Origin of the sequence: Pseudomonas sp. Tri1 (assembly GCF_017968885.1) — a bacterium.
GTDB lineage: Bacteria > Pseudomonadota > Gammaproteobacteria > Pseudomonadales > Pseudomonadaceae > Aquipseudomonas.
The window spans coordinates 4,187,754-4,202,915 of the sequence record NZ_CP072913.1 but is presented as its reverse complement, the minus strand read 5'-3'; the positions used below and the strand labels follow the sequence as shown (position 1 = coordinate 4,202,915).

Annotated in this window: 16 protein-coding genes; 3 read left to right on the top strand and 13 right to left on the bottom strand. The window is 61.8% G+C overall.

Translation table 11 applies throughout. The features are described from left to right. Positions 1-85: 85 nt before the first annotated feature. From J9870_RS17895 to J9870_RS17855, 9 genes are read right to left on the bottom strand one after another with little or no spacing between them, the layout of a single operon-like run. Positions 86-1,159, bottom strand: a complete 1,074-nt coding sequence (locus tag J9870_RS17895) for a chemotaxis response regulator protein-glutamate methylesterase (protein ID WP_210639310.1) — start codon at positions 1,157-1,159, stop codon at positions 86-88. Between the two features lie 2 nt (positions 1,160-1,161). Next, positions 1,162-1,659, bottom strand: coding sequence for a chemoreceptor glutamine deamidase CheD (gene cheD / locus J9870_RS17890; protein ID WP_210639309.1), 498 nt, complete (start codon positions 1,657-1,659; stop codon positions 1,162-1,164). After that, on the bottom strand, positions 1,656-2,492 hold the full coding sequence (locus J9870_RS17885; protein ID WP_210639308.1) for a protein-glutamate O-methyltransferase CheR: 837 nt from the start codon (positions 2,490-2,492) through the stop codon (positions 1,656-1,658). The genes cheD and J9870_RS17885 overlap by 4 nt, the downstream gene beginning before the upstream one ends. Then, positions 2,489-3,025 carry a chemotaxis protein CheW gene (locus J9870_RS17880; RefSeq protein ID WP_210639307.1) on the bottom strand — a complete coding sequence of 179 codons (537 nt, stop codon included), beginning with the start codon at positions 3,023-3,025 and terminating at the stop codon, positions 2,489-2,491. The genes J9870_RS17885 and J9870_RS17880 overlap by 4 nt, the downstream gene beginning before the upstream one ends. 39 nt (positions 3,026-3,064) lie before the next feature. Beyond that, a complete protein-coding gene (locus J9870_RS17875; protein ID WP_210639306.1) occupies positions 3,065-4,723 on the bottom strand; it encodes a methyl-accepting chemotaxis protein in 1,659 nt (552 codons plus the stop codon). Positions 4,724-4,756: 33 nt separating this feature from the next. Then, entirely contained in the window at positions 4,757-6,856 is a 2,100-nt protein-coding gene (locus J9870_RS17870) for a chemotaxis protein CheA (RefSeq protein ID WP_210639305.1), read from the bottom strand. A gap of 39 nt (positions 6,857-6,895) precedes the next feature. Then, positions 6,896-7,180, bottom strand: a complete 285-nt coding sequence (locus J9870_RS17865) for an STAS domain-containing protein (protein WP_210639304.1) — start codon at positions 7,178-7,180, stop codon at positions 6,896-6,898. Positions 7,181-7,195: 15 nt separating this feature from the next. Continuing rightward, the gene (locus J9870_RS17860) at positions 7,196-7,564 is read right to left on the bottom strand and encodes a response regulator (RefSeq protein ID WP_003203044.1); all 369 of its coding nucleotides are present in this window, start codon (positions 7,562-7,564) and stop codon (positions 7,196-7,198) included. Positions 7,565-7,574: 10 nt separating this feature from the next. Beyond that, positions 7,575-8,792 (bottom strand): methyl-accepting chemotaxis protein, encoded by a 1,218-nt coding sequence (locus tag J9870_RS17855; protein WP_210639303.1) that lies wholly within the window; start codon positions 8,790-8,792, stop codon positions 7,575-7,577. A 442-nt stretch (positions 8,793-9,234) separates the two neighbouring features. Here J9870_RS17855 and J9870_RS17850 point away from each other — a divergent pair, with 442 nt between their 5' ends. Both J9870_RS17850 and J9870_RS17845 read left to right on the top strand, forming a co-directional pair. Continuing rightward, positions 9,235-10,581, top strand: coding sequence for an MATE family efflux transporter (locus J9870_RS17850; RefSeq protein WP_210639302.1), 1,347 nt, complete (start codon positions 9,235-9,237; stop codon positions 10,579-10,581). 171 nt (positions 10,582-10,752) lie between these two features. Continuing rightward, a complete protein-coding gene (locus tag J9870_RS17845; RefSeq protein WP_210639301.1) occupies positions 10,753-11,400 on the top strand; it encodes an HAD-IA family hydrolase in 648 nt (215 codons plus the stop codon). Positions 11,401-11,531: 131 nt separating this feature from the next. Here J9870_RS17845 and ppnN read toward each other — a convergent pair whose 3' ends face one another. Further along, positions 11,532-12,905, bottom strand: a complete 1,374-nt coding sequence (ppnN, locus tag J9870_RS17840; RefSeq protein WP_210639300.1) for a nucleotide 5'-monophosphate nucleosidase PpnN — start codon at positions 12,903-12,905, stop codon at positions 11,532-11,534. A 217-nt stretch (positions 12,906-13,122) separates the two neighbouring features. Here ppnN and J9870_RS17835 point away from each other — a divergent pair, with 217 nt between their 5' ends. Next, positions 13,123-13,656 (top strand): DUF3087 family protein, encoded by a 534-nt coding sequence (locus tag J9870_RS17835; RefSeq protein WP_210639299.1) that lies wholly within the window; start codon positions 13,123-13,125, stop codon positions 13,654-13,656. Here the strand turns inward: J9870_RS17835 and arsH are convergent. The 3 genes from arsH to J9870_RS17820 form a co-directional block, all read right to left on the bottom strand. Then, positions 13,641-14,336, bottom strand: a complete 696-nt coding sequence (arsH, locus tag J9870_RS17830) for an arsenical resistance protein ArsH (protein WP_210639298.1) — start codon at positions 14,334-14,336, stop codon at positions 13,641-13,643. The two genes, J9870_RS17835 and arsH, sit on opposite strands and share 16 nt — an antisense overlap. Before the next feature lie 12 nt (positions 14,337-14,348). Next, entirely contained in the window at positions 14,349-14,819 is a 471-nt protein-coding gene (locus J9870_RS17825; protein ID WP_210639297.1) for an arsenate reductase ArsC, read from the bottom strand. Positions 14,820-14,960: 141 nt separating this feature from the next. Then, positions 14,961-15,140, bottom strand: a complete 180-nt coding sequence (locus tag J9870_RS17820; RefSeq protein WP_210639296.1) for a general stress protein — start codon at positions 15,138-15,140, stop codon at positions 14,961-14,963. Positions 15,141-15,162: the final 22 nt, after the last annotated feature.

Sequence of the window (15,162 nt, the reverse complement as noted above, 5' to 3'; positions counted from 1 at the left end):
CATCCTGGGGCTGCATTCCCACGCAGAGCATGGGAACGATCATCGACGGGGTTGGTGTGGGGCAGGTGAATGTGATGGGGGCTTGTTACTTGTGCAAGATCACCTGCGCAATCTCCTGCAAGCCCATCACCCGCTGCGCGGCGTTGAGTTTGATCGCTTCCTTGGGCATGCCGAAGACCACGCAGCTGGCTTCGTCCTGGGCCACGGTGGTGCTACCGGCGTCGAGCATTTCCTTCAGGCCACGGGCGCCGTCGTCACCCATGCCGGTCATGATGATGCCGGTGGCGTTGCGGCCGGCGAATTTGGCCACTGAGCGGAACAACACATCCACCGAAGGACGGTGACGGTTGACCAGCGGGCCGTCCACCACTTGCACGTGGTAGAACGCGCCGCTGCGGGTCACCATCATGTGTTTGCCTCCGGGGGCGATCAGCGCCAGGCCTGGGTGGATACGGTCGTTGTTGCGGGCTTCGCGCACTTCGATCTGGCACAGGCTGTTAAGCCTGGCGGCGAACGAGGCGGTGAATTTTTCCGGCATGTGCTGGACGATGACGATGCCGGGGCACACTCGCGGCAGGGCGGTGAGCACCGCTTCCAGGGCCTGGGTGCCACCGGTGGAGGTGCCCAGGGCAACGATGCGTTCGGTGGTCTGCGCCATGGCATGGCCGTTGGCAGCGGGGAGCATGGCGTCGGCGGTGAGTTTGGTGGCGGGCGTCAGCACGACCGGGGCGGGGCGCTTGCCGAGGTTGCGTACGTTGACCTGGGCCGCGGCGCGGATCGCCGCCACCAGTTCCGGTGCTGACTCCAACAGGAAGCTCTTCAAGCCACTGGTGGGCTTGGTGATGATCTCCACCGCCCCGGCGGCCATCGCCTGCAAGGTGGTTTCCGCGCCTTTGGGGGTTAGCGAAGAACAAATCACCACCGGCGTGGGGCGTTCGCTCATGATTTTTTTCAGGAAGGTGATGCCGTCCATGCGCGGCATTTCCACGTCGAGCACGATCACGTCGGGCCATTCGCGGGCCAGTTTGTCCATGGCAAAAATCGGATCGGAGGCAGCGCCCATGACGTGGATGTCCGGCGTGTCGCTGAGGATCGCCAGCAACACCTGGCGAACCACCGCGGAGTCATCCACCAGCAGTACGTTTATCTTTTTTGACATGGTTAATGCCGGGTCCTTATTGGTTGGTGCCTGACCCACACATCGCCACTGCAAAGGTCGAAGATGATGCTGCGATGACCGGTGCTACCCATGTCCTGGGCGATCAGGTCCAGGCGGTAGAGGGCGGCGATTTCCAGCGCCGCGTTAACGTTCGACCGCGCTACGTTGCCGAACGGCACTTGGCGTTGCAGTTCAGGGAACATTTCACCGCCGCCGAACAGCTTGAGTTGATAATCCTCGGGATCGGTGTGATGGGCCTTTGCCTGGTGAATGAACAGTTCGATGGCTTCGTCGGCGTACATACCGTTGAGCGCCTTGGAGCAGCGCACCCGACTGGGCAACATGAAGTGGCACATGCCACCGATCCTGCGCTCGGGATGCCACAGCGTGATCGCCACGCAAGAGCCGAGGATGGTGCGCAGCCGGGTTGGGCAGGTGGCGAAGCGAAACTCCCCCGGCGCCAGGTACATCTCGGCCACTTCCCTCATCGCGACGCTCATGGTTTGCGATAAATCGAGGGGGCCACCAGTTTCAACGCATCGGACACGCCGTTGAGGCTCTCCGAATGGCTCACGATGAAGTACCCGCCGGGCTTGAGCCGGGGGATCAATCGGGCAACCACTTTGCTTTTGGTGGGTTGGTCGAAGTAGATCATGACGTTGCGCAGGAAAATTACATCAAACTCCCCCAGATCCGGCAGTGTGTCGTTGAGGTTGACCTGGATGAAATTGACCCGGCTGCGCAACGTCCGATCGATGAGAAACGTGCCTTGCTGGCTGCCGGTACCCTTGAGGCAGTATTTCACCAGCAGCGGATGGGGCAGGTTACTGGCGCGTTCCATCGGGTAATGCCCGGCCCGGGCCTTGGCCAGCACCTGGGTACTGATGTCTGAGCCGATGACTTCCCAGGGCGTGGTGCCCAAGCCTTCGGCCAGGGTCATGGCCAGGCTGTAGGGTTCTTCGCCCGACGAACTGGCCGCACTCCACAGGCGAAAGGTCTTGCCCGGCACTGCGTGGGGCAGCACATGCTGGCGCAGGAAATCGAAATGCTTGGGCTCGCGGAAAAAGTAGGTCTCGTTGGTGGTGAGCAGGTCCAGCGCCACTTGCAGTTCATCGGTGCGCTGGCCGTTCATGATCAGTTTGAAATACTCGCCGTAGCTGCCCAGTTCGTAGTGTTTTAGACGTTTGAACAACCGCCCGGCGACCAGGGCTTTCTTGGCCGGGGACAAGTTGATGCCCGCGGCCTGGTACAACCAGGATTGAAACTGGCTGAACTCTCGATCACTGAGGGCCAGTGAATTCAATGTGCGTTCCTTGCAGGTATCGGCGTTCACTGGGCATCGACTTCCAGCGCTGCAGGGCTGGTCTGGGCGAGTTGGGACATTTCGTCGATGGACAGCACCCGGCCCACCTCCAGTACGATCACGAACTTACCATCGACCTTGGCCATGCCACTGATGAAGTCGGCGCGGATCTTCGCCCCGAAACTCGGTGGAGGTTCGATCTGCGATGCGGGAATCTCCAGCACTGCCGACACCGTGTCGACCAACAGGCCGATGTCCTGGGCGTGGCCGTCCTCGGTATTGGCCTCGATGATCACCACGCACGAGCGCCGGGTGATCGCCGAATTCTGCCGGCCGAACCGGGCCGACAAGTCCACCACTGGCACCACCGCGCCGCGCAGGTTGATTACCCCACGCACAAAGGACGGCATCATTGGCACCACGGTGAGGTTGCCGTACTCGATGATTTCCTTGATGCACAGAATGCCGATGGCAAACATTTCCGTGCCGAGCATAAACGTCAGGTATTGCGCTTCTTCCTCAACCGCGATGGCGGCGTGACGTGTGGTTGCGATGGCACCCATGCCTTTATCTCCTTTAAGCGAGCCTGTGGGAACGGACCGTCAGAACCGGGTGAATTCGGATTCGTCCGGAGCGCTGGCCATGCTGTAGGCAAACGCCTTGGGCAATGCGGGCACGGCGGCTCGGGTCGGTTTGCGGCTGGACGGGCCAGGCGTGTTGTCCACCTTCAGGGGCTGGCCGGCCGACTTGGGCGGCGTGTCCAGGGTGAAGAAACTCATGGCCTGTTGCAGCTGTTCGGCCTGGCTGCTCATTTCCTCGGCGGTGGCGGCCAGCTCTTCGCTGCTGGAGGCGTTCTGCTGGGTCACCTGGTTGAGCTGAGTCATGGCGGTGTTGATCTGCGCCACGCCAGCGGCCTGCTCTTCGGAGGCGGCGCTGATTTCCTGCACCAGGTCCGAGGTCTTGTTGATGGACGGTACCATCTCGTTGAGCAAATGCCCGGCCTTCTCGGCCATGTCAACGCTGCTGGAGGACAGCTCGCCGATTTCCTGGGCCGCCACCTGACTGCGTTCGGCCAGTTTGCGCACTTCGGCGGCGACGACGGCGAAGCCTTTGCCATGTTCACCGGCGCGGGCCGCTTCGATGGCGGCGTTGAGCGCCAGCAGGTTGGTCTGGTAGGCGATGTCGTCGATGATGCTGATGCGCTGGGCGATTTTCTTCATCGCCACCACGGTCTGCTGCACCGATTCGCCGCCGTCGGTGGCTTCCTTGGCGGCCTTGCTGGCCATGCCGTCGGTGACTTTGGCGTTCTCGGTGTTCTGGTTGATGCTGGCGCTCATCTGCTCGATGGAGGCGCTGGTTTCCTCGACGCTGGCCGCCTGTTCACTGGTGGCCTGGCTCATGGATTGCGCGGTGGCGCTGACTTCTTCGGAGGCGCTGGCCAGGTTGTCCGCTGCGTTGCGCACTTCACCGATGATGTGGGACAGCTTGCCGACCATGTTCTGCATGGCGTTGAGCACCATGCCGGTTTCGTCCTTGGAGCCGCTTTCGATTTTTGCATTCAGGTTGCCTTCGGCCAATTGTTCGGCGACGGCTGCGGCCTGTTTCAATGGCCGTGAGATAATCCGCGAAATGAACAGCGCCAGGCCCAGGCCCACCAGCAGGGCGGCGACCAGCACGGCGATGATCGACAGACGCGATTTTTCAAACAGCGCTGCGCCACGCTCGCTGGCTTTACCTGCCCCTACATCATTGAGCTCCACCATTTTTTGCAAATCGCTGGTCACCAGCTCGAATTGACGTTTGGACTCGCTCTTGAGCAGTGCATGGGCTTGTTCGGTCAGGTTCTGCCGGGACAGCGCGAGCAGGTCCTTGCTCACCGTGAGGTACGCGGCCCAGTCATTGCGGGTGGTTTCGAACAGTTGGCGGTCTTCGGCGTTGGAGAGCAGTTTTTCATAGGTCGCCATGCGCGTTTCAAAGGCCTTTTTGGCTTCTTCCGCTTCATTCTCGATGGTCACGCGTTCCTGCTCGGAATCGGCGGTGATATGGCGGTTTTCCTTGAGGCGATAATTCGCCGCGTAGAAACGCATGCCCGAGGCGGCGCGCATGGACGGCATCCAGTTTTCCCGGATCTCGATGGTGGTGCCGTTCACCTCGCCCAGTTGGAGGATCGCGAACCCTCCCATGGCGGCGGTCAGGGCCAGCACCACCAGAAATGAAGTGATCAGTTTGGTGGCGATTCTAAGATCGTAGAACCATTTCATTGGGAAGTACCTCTCCATGGAATTGCTAAAGCGTCAGCGAGCAGTGGCTTGTTGTAATTGAGTTGAGGTGTAGCGGTTTTCTATCTGTGCGATCTGGGTGAGCAGCGCCGGCACGTCGAGAATCAACGCTACGGCGCCGCTGCCCAGGATGGTCGAGCCACTGATGCCGCGCAGGGCACCGAACAGCTTGCCCAGGGGCTTGATGACGGTCTGGAATTCACCCAGCAAGTCATCCACCACCAGCCCGGCCTTGAGTTCGGCGTAACGCACCACCACCACGTTCTGCCGGCGCGAGGCCGGGCCTTCATGGTTGAAGTGATCACGCAGGTAGACCAGGGGCAACACTTCGCCGCGCAGATCGAGGTAGCCTTGTTCACGGCTGGCCAGCCCATCGACTTCGCTCAGTTCGATGCATTCCTGGACCATGTCCAGCGGGATGACGTAAGTGGACTGGTCGATGCCCACCAGAAAACCATTGATGATCGCCAGGGTCAGCGGCAGCCGAATGCGCACCACGGTGCCCTTGCCCGGTTGGCTGTCGAGGTCGACAGTGCCGCGCAGCAGGGTGATGTTGCGCTTGACCACGTCCATACCCACGCCACGTCCCGAAAGGTTGGTGACGGCCTGGGCGGTGGAGAAGCCGGGTTCGAAGATCAGGTTGTAAATCTCTTGGTCGGTCGGGCTCGCGCCTGGGGCGAGCAAACCACGCTCCTGGGCCTTTTCCAGGATTCGATCGCGGTTCAGGCCGGCACCGTCGTCGGCGATTTCCAGCACGATGCTGCCCGAATCGTGATAGGCATTGAGGTGCAGATGCCCCTTGGCCGGCTTGCCGGCCGCCAGGCGTGCCTCGGCGGTTTCGATACCGTGGTCCATGGCGTTGCGCAGCAGGTGCATGAGCGGATCGCCGATTTTTTCCACCACGGTCTTGTCCAGTTCGGTTTCCGCACCGCTGATGATCAGGTCGATGTCCTTGCCCAATTCCTGGCTGACATCGCGCACCACCCGACGGAACCGGTTGAAGGTTTCGCCGATGGGGATCATGCGCAGGCGCAGGGCGCCATCGAGGATTTCTTCCACCAGGGCCGACACCGTCGAGGTGGACTCCTGCAACGGATCGTTGTTGCAGGTACGCGCCAGCAGGCTGGCACCGGCACTGGCGATGACCAGTTCCCCCACCAGGTTGATCAACTCGTCCAGCTTGTCGGCGTTGACCCGCACATAGCTGCCGTCCTTGGCCTTGTTCTCACTCTTGTCCGCTATCTGGGCGGGAACACGAGACGTCGAGCGTTGGTCGGCCATCAGTTCGCCGGTGGTGACCATGCCAGTACTCTCGGTGTTGTCTTGCTGTTGTTGTGCCAGCAAACCGGTGCCGGTCTGTATCGCGACGTCGGGTGGCTCGTCGACGGCGAAGATCTCGACCGAGCAGTCTTCACGGACGAAATCGAATACTTCGTTGAGCGCCGCGTAAGGGGCGCTGGAACGCACGTCCAGTTCAAAGCCCAGGTAGCAGGACTCGGCATCCCACTCCTCGAGCGCGGGCAAGGCCTCGGTCAGCGTCGTGATGTCGACGATTTCACCGAGGGTTTGCAGGTAGCGCAGGAACGACAAGGGGTCCATGCCGTTGCGGAAAACCTCCTGGCCGAAACGCAGGGAAATGTGCCAGAGGACCGCTTCGCTGGACTCGGCTGCTTCGGTGCCGGTGGCCTGGGCGGGCTTGGTGTCTGGCGCCGAGGGCGGCGCCTGGTATTCCTGGAGGATCTGGCACAGCTCCATTTCCCGGGCCAGGGCAGGGGGCTGCAACGTCGAGCCCTGGTTGGCGACCACGTCGATCAGCTCCAGCATATGATCGCCGGACTTGAGCAGCACGGCGATCAAGCCTGGGTCCACGGCGACGCTACCGTCACGCAGACGATCGAGCACATCTTCGACGATGTGGGTGAAGCTGACGATCGGTTCCAGGCCGAACAATCCGGCCGAACCCTTGATCGTATGGGCCGCCCGGAAGATCGCGCCGATCGCATCATCGTCCTCGGGGTCGGTTTCCAGTTGCAGCAGGGACTCCTCCATTGCCTGCAACTGTTCCCGTGCCTCGACGATGAACGTTTGTTGTGCCTGATCGAGATTGATGCTCACGCTCATATCCTTTGTCGTGTCCGACGTATTGCGGGGCCTTTAGGCAACCAGGTTGCACAGGGCGAGTGTTTCCGTGACGGCTTTGCTACGGCCGGTCAGCGTCAGTCGGGTACCGGCCTTGGGAGCTTCGCGCTGGACCATCATCAACAGTTGCAATCCGGCGCCGTCCATTTCCGTGACCTGTGACAGGTCGAGTTCCATGTGTGGCGTTGCCCCCAGGTGCGGTAGCCACTGCGTGGCCAGGTCGGCGGCGGTGTAGATCGTCAGCTCGCCGTCGATCTGTACCTGCGCGATGTCATCGTGGGTTTCGTACAGCAACGGCATCACAGCCTCCGGCAATCAAGGAAGAATCAGTTTGGAAACCGCCGCCAGCATCTGCGCCGGTTGGAACGGCTTGACCACCCAGGCCTTGGCGCCCGCTGCCTGGCCCTCTTGTTTCTTCGACTCCTGGGATTCGGTGGTGAGCATGATGATCGGCGTGAACTTGTAGCTGGCCAGCTTCTTGACCTCCTTGACGAAGGTGATGCCGTCCATGTTGGGCATGTTCACGTCGCTGATGATCAGGTGCACTTTCTGGCCGTTGAGCTTGCCCAGTGCATCCTTGCCATCGCTGGCCTCGATCACGTCGTAGCCGGCACTTTTCAACGCGATGCCGACGACCTGCCGAACGCTCGCGGAGTCGTCGACAACCAATACACTTTTAGCCATGAAGGCTCTCCTAAAAGAAGGTTATTTCCTGTGAAACCTGTTGCGCGCCCGAGTCGCCGTGATGATTGCGGCGTTGCTCGTCGGTGGCATAAGTGGTTTCCATGCGGGCCAGCCATTGGCGGGCATCGATGGAGACGGCCTGGTCGGGCGACTGACTGGCCTGCTGTATGTGCACATGCAGGTCCTCTATGTTGTCGCGCACGTGGCTGAGGATCTGGCTGACCCGATCCTGGAATTGCAGGCTGACCAGCACTTCGGTGAGTTCGTCACGAATGCCGAAGCTCTCCTGTTGGAGCATGTCAGCCGATTCGGCCAGCCGCCCGGTGACGCTCTTGAAACGTTCCAGCACCTGCTGGATGCTTTCCTCGGAGGCGCTGACCGAATGGCTGTCCTGGTCCGCGCCGCTGGAGGCGGCCTGGACCAGTTGGGTGATGGCAGTGTTGATGATGTCGACCTTGGCCGACATCTGCTGGCCGGTCTCGCTGGATTTGCTCGACAAGCTGCGAACCGCGTCGGCTACCACTGCAAAGCCGCGCCCGGCTTCACCGGCACGGGCGGCTTCGATGGCGGCGTTGAGGGCCAGCAGGTTGGTCTGTGCGGCAATCGCGGCGACATCGGCGGCCATGGTCCGCAGCTCACCGGTATAAGCGGTGAGGTTGCGCACCTGGGCCAGGGTTTCATCGCGGCTGGCCTGGGTGGCCTTCAAGGAGTCGATAACCTGAACCAGTTCGCCTTCGCTCTGGGCCAGCACCTGTACGGCGCCGCCACCGCTTTTGCTGGCCAGTTCGCCCGCGGCCAGTTGCGAAGCTTGCACGGTGTCTTCCAGGCGTGCGGAAATGCCGGTGAAGCGGCTGGTCAGCGAGACAATCGCGGTTTCGGTCTGCTGCCGGGAGCTTTCTACCTGCTTGGCCCAGATTGGCATGGCTCCGAGGATGACTTCGTTGAGCTGCGCGCCGTTTTTAAGGCCCGGGTGTTCGGCGGCTTGCAACGCGTGGTGGGCAATGGCCGCTGCAACTGCGCTGTCGAGCTGGCGCCGCTGGGAGCGGGCGCCCCATACGCCAGCACCGATGCCCAAGGCCACGACGGCTGCACTCAAAGCGATGTTTTGTGCACTCGGACCGTTGAGTGCCAGCACGCCGACACTTGCCACGATACCCACGAGCACGGCGCTCCAAAGGACGCGTGGCTGGGGTTGGGAAGGGGAGTGACCGGGTGAATACGACGTCATGGTTCGGTCCTTGAACAAATGTAGCTAACTGGTTATTTGCGAATAACTGGTTATCTGCGTCCTTTGCTCGGACTTGAAGACCAGTCGTCCGATATCACATAGCTATAGGCATTCACCTACACAGTGTCTGGCACTGTGCTATCTCAGATTAGTCGCAGTCTGTGAAATGTCGAGGGCACCCGACGAAGGTATAGCCTGCGCGTAGAGCCGGGTCTGGACCGGGAGCAGGGCGCTTTGTGGCGAGGGGTTCATCCCCGTTGGGCTGTGCAGCAGCCCCCACTGCTTCCTGCCGATGCACCACAGTGGCAGATATATACGGGGGGGCTGCTGCGCAACCCAACGAGGATAAATCCCCTAGCCACAGATAAATCCCCTCGCCGCTGGTATGGATTGCGCTAAATTACCGGCACCCGAATTGTCGAACCTGCCATCACGAGCCCCCATGCCCACCCAGCCCCTCTGGAAAACCTATCTCCTGTTCCTGGCCCCCATGGTCCTGTCCAATTTCCTGCAGTCCATGTCCGGTACGCTCAACAGCATCTACATCGGTCAGATGCTCGGCACCCAGGCACTGGCCTCGGTGTCGGGCATGTTTCCCATTGTGTTCTTCTTCATTGCCCTGGTCATCGGCCTGGGGGCGGGGGCGGGTGTGTTGATCGGGCAAGCCTACGGTGCCGGGCAAACCGGTACGGTGAAGGCCATCGCCGGCTCGACGCTGTTGTTGGGAGCGATCATCGGGCTGGTGGCGGCAGTGCTCGGCAGTGTCTTTGCGCGTCAGGCGTTGCAGGGGCTCGGCACGCCGGCCGATGTGCTGGAAGACGCCGTTTCCTATGCCCGGGTCATGATGTGGATCCTGCCGATGTTGCTGGTATTCGTGCTGTTCACCCAACTGCTACGCGGGGTGAGCGATACGGTGTCACCGATGTTGGCGTTGCTGGTGTCCACCAGCGTCGGGTTGATACTCACGCCTGCGTTGATTCGCGGCTGGCTGGGCCTGCCGCAGATGGGCATCCAGAGCGCGGCATTGGCGGGGTTGGTGGGGACTACCTCGGCGATGCTGATGCTGGCGTGGCGCCTGAACCGTCGCGCGCACGCCTTGGCGCCGGATCGTGCGTTGTTCGCGGCGATGCGCCTGGACATGGATATCCTCGGCAAGGTGCTGCGCATCGGCCTGCCCACGGGGTTGCAGATGGTGGTGATCTCGTTGTCGGAGCTGGTGATCCTGGCGTTGGTCAACCAGCACGGTTCCCAAGCCACAGCGGCCTACGGTGCGGTGACGCAGATCGTCAACTACGTGCAGTTCCCGGCGCTGTCGATCGCCATCACCGCCTCGATCCTCGGAGCCCAGGCCATCGGCGCCGGCCGCCTGGAGCGCCTTGGGCCGATCCTGCGCACGGGGCTTTTGATCAACCTCTGGCTCACCGGTGGGCTGGTGGTGTTGGGCTATCTGTTGTCCCACTGGCTGCTGGGTCTGTTCATCACCGACCCGGCGGCGCGGGTACAGGCCGAACACCTGCTGCACATCATGCTCTGGAGCCTGCTGGTGTTCGGCTTCCAGGCGATTGTCGGTGGCATCATGCGCGCCAGCGGCACGGTGTTGGTGCCGGTGGCGATCTCGGTCTTCTGCATCGTCGGTGTGCAGGTGCCAGCGGCGTATCTGCTGGATGCCCACTTCGGCTTGCAAGGGGTATGGATGGCGTTTCCCGTGGCGTACCTGAGCATGCTGCTGTTGCAGACGCTGTATTACAAACTGGTCTGGCAGCATCAGCCGATTGAGCGGTTGGTGTAATCGGCCCACCACGGAACCCTGTGGGAGCGAGCTTGCTCGCGATAGCGGTGGATCAGCTTGCATCAATACTGAATGTTCCGACGTCATCGCGAGCAAGCTCTCTCCCACAGGGGGACAGTGCCTGGCGATGTTACAGTGACCGTCATCCACCCTTCATCACCGAGGATCCCGATGCCTGCCAACCGTTCCTACCGCGCTTTCCTCTTCGACATGGACGGCACGCTGCTCAACTCCATCGCCGCCGCCGAGCGCATCTGGACACGCTGGGCCCTGCGCCACGGCGTGGACGTAGCGACGTTCCTGCCAACGATTCACGGCGTGCGCGCCATCGACACCATTGCCCGCCAGCACTTGCCGGGGCTGGACGCCCAGGTCGAGGCTGAGCAGATTACCCGGGAGGAAATCGAGGATGTCGAAGGCGTGGTGCAAGTGGCCGGTGCGGCTGCGTTTCTGAAAAGCCTGCCCTCCGGCCAATGGGCGATTGTCACCTCGGCGCCGATGGCATTGGCGTTGCGCCGCATGGAAGCCGCCGGGATTCCACGCCCTTTGGTGATGGTCACTTCCGAAGACGTCAGCGACGGCAAACCCAACCCCGCCTGCTATCGCCTGGCAGCGGAGCGGTTGCAGGTGGCGCCCGAGGAATGCCTGGTCTTTGAAGACGCCGCCGCCGGCATTCGCGCTGGCGAGGCCGCAGGGGCGAATGTGATGGTGGTGACGGCGACGCACGCGCATCCGGTGGACACCCGCCATCCGCAGATCAAGGATTACCGTGGGCTAGGCATTGAAGTGGATGAAGCCGGCCGGATGCGGATTCAGTAATCACACAAATCCCCTGTGGGAGCGAGCTTGCTCGCGATAGCGGTGGGTCAGCTTGTATCAGTGCTGAATGTGCCGCTGTCATCGCGAGCAAGCTCGCTCCCACGTTGGATCTATGGTGGTCCTCAAATAGCTCAGGTCACCACGCGATAGCATGGTACGTACGCCGCGCCGCCCGGCAGTTTCATGCGGTGTTGGGCGACGAAGGCCTGGAGCAGGCGGTCGAGGGGCTCCATGATCGCGGCGTCGCCGTGGATTTCGTACGGGCCGCGCTCCTCGATCAGGCGGATGCCCTTGTCCTTGACGTTACCCGCCACGATCCCGGAGAACGCCCGGCGCAGGTTGGCCGCCAGTTCGTGGGCGGGCAGGTCGCGGCGCAGGCCCAGGCTGGCCATGTTCGCGTGGGTCGGGTCGAACGGACGCTGGAAGCCTTCGTCGATCTTCAGCAGCCAGTTGAAGTGGAAGGCGTCGTTGCGCTCGCGGCGGAACTGCTTGACCTCCTTGAGGCCCTGGGTCATCTGCCGGGCCACTTCGGCCGGGTCGTCGATGATGATCTGGTAGTGCTTTTGCGCGTCCTCGCCCAGGGTCGCACCGACGAACGCGTGCAACTGATCGAGGTACGGCGCGGCGCTTTTCGGCCCGGTGAGGACCACCGGGAAGGGCAGGTCCTGGTTGGCCGGGTGCATCAGGATGCCCAGTAGGTAGAGGAACTCCTCCGCTGTACCGGCACCGCCTGGGAAGATGATGATGCCATGGCCCACGCGCACGAAGGCTTCCAGGCGTTTCTCGATGTCCGGCAGGATCACCAGCTCATTGACGATCGGGTTCGGCGCCTCGGCGGCGATAATGCCCGGCTCCGTCAGGCCCAGGTAACGGCCACCATGGATCCGCTGCTTGGCGTGGGCGATGGTGGCGCCTTTCATCGGCCCCTTCATCACACCCGGGCCGCAGCCGGTGCAGATGTCCAGGCTGCGCAGGCCCAGTTCATGGCCGACTTTCTTGGTGTATTTGTATTCCTCGGTGTTGATCGAGTGACCGCCCCAGCACACGACGATTTTCGGCTCCACGCCGGGACGCAAGGTGCGGGCGTTGCGTAGCAGGTGGAACACGTAGTCGCTGATGCCCTGGGACGAGCTCAGGTCGATGCGCTGGCTGTCCAGTTCGTTCTCGGTGTAGACGATGTCGCGCAGGGCGCTGAACAGCATCTCGCGGGTGCTGGCGATCATTTCGCCGTCGACGAAGGCGTCGGCCGGCGCGTTCAGCAGCTCCAGGCGTACGCCGCGGTCCTGCTGGTGAATGCGGATCTCGAAGTCCTTGTAGGCTTCCAGGATGGTCTTGGCGTTATCAACATGGGCGCCGGTGTTGAGGATGGCCAGGGCGCACTGGCGAAAGAGGGTGTAGATACTGCCGGAACCGGCTTCGCTCAGTTGTTGGACTTCGCGCTGGGACAAGGTCTCCAGGCTGCCCTTTGGGCTTACCGAGGCGTTGATTACATGTCTTTGAGTCATTCAGCTTTCCTTGAAAACGATGCCATGCACACAACGACGGCATCTTTGAAAATACGTCCACGTAGGAAGATCGCACGATCCTTGCGGTATCGCCATGGACTTTGATCCGCATCCTTGGGCTCGGTTGCAGCACAAAATGAGTTCCAGCATAGCTAAATCGGCCGGGCAGGCGATAATGCGCGACACTTTTTCTGCCGTACAAGGAAATTACCTCGCGATGTTCGAGATCAAACCGTGGGATGCCGGCACCTACCGACAGCAGACCCGTCGCAGCACTCTCATCGTCGCCGTGACGTTCCTGGCCCTGGCGATGCTGCTGTCCAGCCTGGCGGTGATGCTGTTCGGAACGCCTGGAGGCGATAACTTTCGCTTCAATCTCGCAGGGGTGATTGTCGCGGTGCTGGCGATGGCTGCGCTGATGCGCCTGTATTTCTGGTCGCAGCCGTGGATGGCCGCAGCGGTGTATGGCTGGCAGCTCAAGCGCAGCCTGATGAAAATCACCAATGTGATGCACCAGGTGACGGCCGGTGTACAGGCCCAGGACCCAACAGCCATGAAGCTGCTGCGCTTCTATCACTTGGGGTTGACCCAGATGCATCAACTGGATGCCAACTCCAGCGCCCAGGGTGCGCTTGCCCGCGAGGCCGACGAGCACTTGGCGAAGATGCAAGCGCTGAACCTGGACACTGAGCAATCGCGCCTGGATCCAGCCTGGATCGAGGCGGTCAAGCGCAGCTATATCGAGCGTTGATTGACCCGCTTGGACAGTTCTTCGGCCGACTCCTTGCGTTCGGAGTAACGGTCCACCAAGTCCGGGCGGTCACGCAATAGCACGGTGAACCTCACCAGCTCTTCCATCACGTCCACCACTCGGTCATACAGGGCCGAGGGTTTCATGCGGTTGTGCTCGTCGAACTCCAGGAACGCCTTGGGTACCGACGACTGGTTGGGGATGGTGAACATGCGCATCCAGCGGCCCAGCACTCGCAGCTGATTGACGGTGTTGAACGACTGCGAGCCGCCGGACACCTGCATCACCGCCAGGGTCTTGCCCTGGGTCGGACGCACCGCGCCCAGCGCCAGCGGCACCCAGTCGATCTGCGCCTTGAACACCGCCGACATCGAACCATGCCGTTCCGGTGAGCACCACACCTGGCCTTCGGACCACATCATCAAATCCAGCAGTTCCTGGACCTTGGGGTGGCTGCTCGGCGCGTCATCGGGCAACGGCAGGCCGGATGGATTGAAAATGCGGGTCTCGGCACCGAAGTGCTCCAACAGCCGCGCCGCTTCCTCCACCAGCAAACGGCTGAACGAACGCGGCCGGGTCGAACCATAGAGCAGGAGGATGCGTGGCTTGTGGGGGCCATCGCTGACGCCTGCGATGCTCTGGGACAGGGCCGCGTCGAGGTTGGGCAAGTCGTCGCTCATGGGGGCTCCGGGTCAGAGGGTGCCGATGCGGTCGAGCTCGGCTTTCAGGGCCTGGGCATCGAGTTGGCCGAAGGGCAGGGCGAAAAACGCCCGGCAGCGGCTTTCGATACGATCCAGGGTGGCATGGAAGGCCTGGCCGATCTGATCGTCGCTGCCTTTGACGGTCGATGGATCGACCAGGCCCCAGTGGGCCTTGATCGCCGGACCGAAGTACACCGGGCAAGCGTCGCGGGCGGCGCTGTCGCACACGGTGATGACGATGTCCGGCGGGCTGCCCTCGAACGCGTCGTTACCCTTGCTGCGCAAGCCTTGGGTGCTGATACCGGCTTCCTGCAAGGTGCTCAGGCTGCGCGGCAGTACGTGGCCCTTGGGGAAACTGCCGGCGCTGACGGCTTCGAACCCGGCCGGGGCCAGATGGTTGAACATCGCTTCGCTGAGAATGCTGCGGCAGCTGTTGGCTGTGCACATGAAGAGGACTTTCATCGATCGGCTCCGATAAGCGCAAGGGTGGGCTGCGCCGGAGTATATGCGGATAATCGAATATATGGAATTTCGTATTTGTGGCGGGGGAATGAGCGGATAGCGTCAGGGCGCAGCACGTCTGCGCCCCAACGGTTAGGTTCGTTACGATTTTCTGCCGCCGCCTTGGCTGCGTTCGCTACCTTTGTTACCGGCTCCAGTGCCTTTTTGCCGGTCGTTGGCAACGTTGCCGCCTGACGCTTGTCCGCCTTTCTTGCCGGCTTCAGATGCTTTGTCACGATCGTTGGCGAAGTTGCCTGGGTTTTTGTTTCCGCTACTGGCCATTTCGAGAATCCTCATTTTGGTT